Raw genomic sequence first — 4,580 nt, 5'->3', positions numbered from 1 at the left:
AGATGTGTATAAGAGACAGACCCTGGCCGACCTCTGGTGGATGGCCACCCGCGGCACCCGCTGGGTCGCCGACCGCAGCACCGACCTCCTCCCCGGCCTGCTGGCCCTCGCCGCCGTCGAGGGCTGCGCCCGCCTGCGCGGCGCCACCGACCGCCAGGACCACCGAATGACCCAGGCCACCACCACCGCCCTCGCCGCCCTCCCCCACCCCCGCGCAAATCCATTGCCACCGAGAGCCTCCGGATGACAGAACTGCACGGGTGAACACCCCGCCGCCGCTGCCCGGCCCGCTCCCGCTGCCAGTACCGGACCCGCGGGTCCGCGACGTCGTTCCCGACTACGCCGGCATGGACGCATTGGTGGCCGACCTGGTCCTGCCCGGCGACGCGTCGATGTACGTGATGAGCGCGCTGGAAACGTCCCGCGAGCTCATCCGGCACTCCTACTACCGGTACGAGTTCGCCACCGCCGCCGTCACGCATTCCCTGTTCGCCCTGGAGCACGTCCTTGCCGGGCGCCTGGCCGTCGACGAACCGCTCCAGGGCCTCATCGAGCGGGCCCGCGACGCAGGGCTCGTCCCGGCCGAACTCGCTGCCGAGCTCGACCGCAGCCGAGCACTGCGCGACCGACTCACACGGGGCACCGTGACCAGTGCCGCTCTCGGCCCGGCCGCGGCCGTCGCCATGGTGCGTGCCGTCTTCGCCGCGGTTTCCCTGCTTCTTCGCCCACCGACTGCGACGGAAGCAGCAGTTGTCGACCTGAGCCGGGCACAGCCCGAAGACCGACTCGCCCGACTGTGGGAGGACCACCGGCGCGCCCCGTACCCCGACAGTTTCCGCGGCGTGGACATCGAGGGCGTGGAGCTGATCCTCCTGGACGCCGCCGTCGCGGGCCTCGTCCAGCAGGAGGTGGACGGTGCGCTCGACGACAGTGGCGCTGCCGTGCTCTGGTCGTGCATCGCCGACCTCGACAGGATCGTGCCCCTGATCAACTCGGAATACTGCGCCTCGTACTTCGCGAGACTTCGGACGACGGCCGCGCTCGCGGCAGCACGCCACATCCCCACCGCGACCTGACTCGGCCCGTCCTGCTCCGGTGGGACCGCTCCCGTCCTGCGAGGACACGATGACCTCCGCGGTGGGGAACCGGGGCGGTGGAACGGGGTGTCGTGACACATGACCGGACGGACGAAGGGGGTACGGATGGTGGCGGAGGCTTCGGGCCAGGAGTTGCTGGCGGCGGCGGGGGTGCTGTTCCCGGACGAGCGGGGGCGGGTGCTGGTGGTGCGGCTGCCCTACAACCGGAGGCATCCGGTGGCGGTGCCGGGCGGGGGTTGGGAGCCGCAGGACCGCTCGCCGCGGCGGACGGCGGTGCGCGAGATCGAGGAGGAGCTGGGGTTCACGCCCCGGCTGGGGCCGCTGGCCTGCCTGGACTGGACCCGGGACGACCACCGTCCGCCGATCGCCGCCCACCTGTACTGGGCCGAGCCACTGACGCCGGAGCAGGCGGCGGCGTTCACACCGGACCGTGCCGAGGTGGGCGGCTGGGCCTGGCTGACGCCGGAGCAGGCGGGCCACGCGCTGCCGCCGCGGCTCTCCCGGCGGGTGACGGCCTGTCTGCGGGCGCCCCGCGCGGCCGGGCCGCTGGAATTGGAGGACGGCCACCCGGTCGGGCACGTCCTCGATGTGCTGACGCCCGGCGCGGTGCCGGAGTACACCGGCCCGGCGGGGCTGTCGGAACTGTCGGCGTGGTGGCCGCCGACGGCGGGCGACGCGCCGGTCGGCGAGGCGCCGCCACCGCTGGACCGGGACGCCTACTACGCCGGCCTCCCGCGGATCCGGGCCAAGGCGCGGACGGTGTTCACCGACCGGGAGGGCCGGGTCCTGCTGGTGCGGCTGCGGCCGTGGGACCTTCCGGGCGGCGAGGTGCCGTACTGGACCCTGCCGGGCGGCGGCGTCGAGGCCGACCGGGAGCTGCCCCGGGCGGCGGCCCGGCGGGAGGTTCGGGAGGAGCTGGGCTGGTCCTGCGAGCCGGGCCGGCTGCTGGCGCTGGACTGGATGCCGGGGCAGGCGGCGGACCCGGCCGCGGACCGGGACACCGCCATGGTGGTGTACCTGTTCGACGGGGGCACCGTGGGCGAGGAGTTGCTCTCGTCGATCGTGCTGGCCCCGGAGGAGCTGGTCGAGTGGCGGCTCTGCACGCCGGCGCAGGCGCGGGCACTGCTGACGCCCGCGTCCTGGGCACGGACGGCGGCCGCGCTGGCGGCGCGGAACCGGCCGGGCGGCCCGGCCGAACTGGTCGGCGGGTACCCGGCCGACTGAGCCTCAATGCCGTTGCTCCGGGCGCGACATGAACTCCCGGTCTCCGACCGGTCCTCCCCCGAGGACGACGTCCGCAACGGCCGACCGGCGGCGACCGGGAAAATCGCTGTCCGATCACCGGAGCACGGTGATAGACATCCGGCGTGCAAAAGAATCTTGAGTTCCCCGACCTGCTGCGACTGATCGACGAAGGGTCGACCGCCTTCCGCGCCGCGGTCGCCGCCGCGCCCAGTCTCGACGCACAGGTGACGACCTGCCCCGGGTGGACGCTGTTCGATCTGGTGAAGCACCTGGGTGGAGGGGACCGTTTCTGGGCCGCCATCGTCGCCGCGGGGCCCGCCGACGGCCCCCCGGCCGAGGCCGTCGCCGCGCGCGCCGCTCTGGAACTGCCGCGGGAGCGCGAGGCCCTGCTGACCTGGCTGGACGCGTCGACGCAGCTTCTGCTGAGCACCCTGCGCGAGGCGGGCCCGGACGCCGACTGCTGGGCGTGGTGGAGTGCCCTGCAGACGCCGCGGACCTCCGGCGGAGTCGCCCGGCACCGGGTCCAGGAGAGCGCGGTGCACACCTACGACGCCCGGCTCGCCGGGGGCGCCCCGCAGCCGCTGCCGCTCGAGGTGGCCCTCGACGGCGTGGAGGAATTCCTGTTCGCCGTCTGCGCGACATCGAGTGCCTGGCCGCACAAGCCCACGGCCTTCGACTTCCACGCCGCCGAGGGCCGCTCCTGGCGCCTCACGGTCGACGGCGACGGCGCACGCTCCGCCCGCATCCCCACGCCCGCTGCCGCGACCGGAGAGGCCCCGGACGCGGCCGGCGCCTCCGTCCACGGCACGGCCAGTGAGTTGGTCCTCTACCTGTACGACCGCATCAAGGCCGAATCCTTGCGCGTCGACGGAGACGCGGGGCTGCTCGACCTGCTCCGCGCCTGGGAGCCGGAGCAGTAGGACATAGCGGGGGCGCGGTCGTCCGGCACTGCCGCTGAGCCGTCCTGGTCCGGCCCGTCGGGACCGGCGGCGTCCCACCGGTCCCGACGGGCCGCTCGCGGACGACGCCGCCCCGGCGGCCGACCGGACCACTGCTCGGTCCGGTCGGTCACCGGGGAGTCCGGCGGCCGGAGGGGCGCCGGTCAGACCTCCAGGTCGGCCTCGATCCTGGTGAGCTGGTGGCGGGCCATCGCCAGGTTCGCCCGGCCCTTGTCCAGCGCCAGGTAGAGGAAGAGGCCCTTGCCGCTGCGGCCGGTGAGCGGGCGGATCAGGTGGTACTGGCTGCTGAGGGTGATGAGGATGTCCTCGATCCCGTCACCCAGGCCGAGCATGTCCATGGTGCGCATCTTGGCCCGGACCACGTCGGTGTTGCCGGCGGCGGCGACGTTGAGGTCGAAGCCACCGGGGCCGTCGAGGGTCGCGAGCGCCATGCCGCTGTTGTAGTCGACCAGGGCCGCGCCGATGGCGCCCTCGATCACGGTCATGGCCTGCTTGAGCGCGCCTGCGGCGTCGGTCATGTCACTGTCTCCAGTTCGTCGGTTCGTCGGTGCGTCGGTACGCCGAAAAAGTCGGTATGTCGGTGGGTGGAAGTCGGTATGCCGGTATGTCGGTAGAGCGGTACAGCGGTAGGTCGACGGATCGGCCCGCCGGAGACCCGGGGCGGGATGTCAGTACTCCCGGGCGTCCTTGGGCAGGAGCGTGTCGTTCAGGAGCGCGGTGATGCGCTGGGCGGACCGGCGGGCCTCCAGGTGCAGGCGGCCGACGTTCGCGTCCGGGTGGGCGAGGAGGGTGAGCACGCAGCTTCCTCCCGCCGCGTAGGTGGCGACATAGCCGTGCTCACCGCGGACCAGCGACTCCCGGAACTCGCCCTGGCCGGTGCTGTCGGCGAGCCGCTGGGCCAGGCTGAGCGAGGCCGCGGTCATCGCCGCCAGGCTCGAGGGCTCGGTCCCGTGGGTGTCGTGGGCGACCAACAGGCCGTCCACACTGGCCACCAGACCGCCGGCGAGATGCGGTACCCGGTGCTTGATGGCGCGGAGTTCGGCCAGCAGCTCGGTCTCCAAGGCGATCAGTTGTCTCCTTCCGACACGCTGCTTGAGCGCCCGCCTCATGGCCGTGCGGGGGGCGTCGCGGGCGGGGAGTGGTTCAAAGTCTGGCCTCCAGAAGGGTTCGGACCCGGATCAGCAGCGCTGTGTCCGGGTCGGCGGCGGTGAGCGGGAGGGCGGTGGTCCGCGACCCGGACGCGGCCTGCGCCGGTACGGCCGGAGCCGCCGGTACGGGC

The 4,580-nt window shown here is 73.5% G+C and carries 5 protein-coding genes and 1 pseudogene; 4 read left to right on the top strand and 2 right to left on the bottom strand.

What is annotated here, in order from left to right; translation table 11 throughout:
- From VR45_RS33840 to VR45_RS33820, 4 genes and pseudogenes are all read left to right on the top strand, one after another.
- Positions 1–247, top strand: a pseudogene (locus VR45_RS33840) (hypothetical protein); the annotation flags it as partial.
- Between the two features lie 13 nt (positions 248–260).
- Positions 261–1,076 (top strand): hypothetical protein, encoded by an 816-nt coding sequence (locus VR45_RS33835; RefSeq protein ID WP_234326428.1) that lies wholly within the window; start codon positions 261–263, stop codon positions 1,074–1,076.
- A gap of 126 nt (positions 1,077–1,202) precedes the next feature.
- Positions 1,203–2,321 (top strand): NUDIX hydrolase, encoded by a 1,119-nt coding sequence (locus VR45_RS44760; protein ID WP_052709585.1) that lies wholly within the window; start codon positions 1,203–1,205, stop codon positions 2,319–2,321.
- Between the two features lie 143 nt (positions 2,322–2,464).
- A complete protein-coding gene (locus tag VR45_RS33820; RefSeq protein ID WP_045943731.1) occupies positions 2,465–3,262 on the top strand; it encodes a maleylpyruvate isomerase family mycothiol-dependent enzyme in 798 nt (265 codons plus the stop codon).
- Positions 3,263–3,444: 182 nt separating this feature from the next.
- Here the strand turns inward: VR45_RS33820 and VR45_RS33815 are convergent, their stop codons facing one another.
- Together VR45_RS33815 and VR45_RS33810 are read right to left on the bottom strand one after the other, a co-directional pair.
- Entirely contained in the window at positions 3,445–3,819 is a 375-nt protein-coding gene (locus VR45_RS33815) for a hypothetical protein (RefSeq protein WP_045943730.1), read from the bottom strand.
- Between the two features lie 150 nt (positions 3,820–3,969).
- Complete coding sequence (locus tag VR45_RS33810) at positions 3,970–4,362, bottom strand: roadblock/LC7 domain-containing protein (protein WP_353612740.1); 393 nt, start codon at positions 4,360–4,362, stop codon at positions 3,970–3,972.
- Between the last annotated feature and the right edge of the window lie 218 nt (positions 4,363–4,580).

Origin of the sequence: Streptomyces sp. NRRL S-495 (assembly GCF_000966955.1) — a bacterium.
In the GTDB taxonomy this organism is placed as follows: domain Bacteria; phylum Actinomycetota; class Actinomycetes; order Streptomycetales; family Streptomycetaceae; genus Kitasatospora; species Kitasatospora purpeofusca.
This window is presented reverse-complemented; position numbering and strand designations above follow the sequence as displayed.

What these genes read in the sequence shown, in the direction of transcription:
- VR45_RS44760 (WP_052709585.1), top strand. Translation starts at nt 1,203, where the DNA reads ATGGTGGCGGAGGCTTCGGGCCAGGAGTTGCTGGCGGCGGCGGGGGTG.
- VR45_RS33815 (WP_045943730.1), bottom strand. Translation starts at nt 3,819, where the DNA reads ATGACCGACGCCGCAGGCGCGCTCAAGCAGGCCATGACCGTGATCGAG.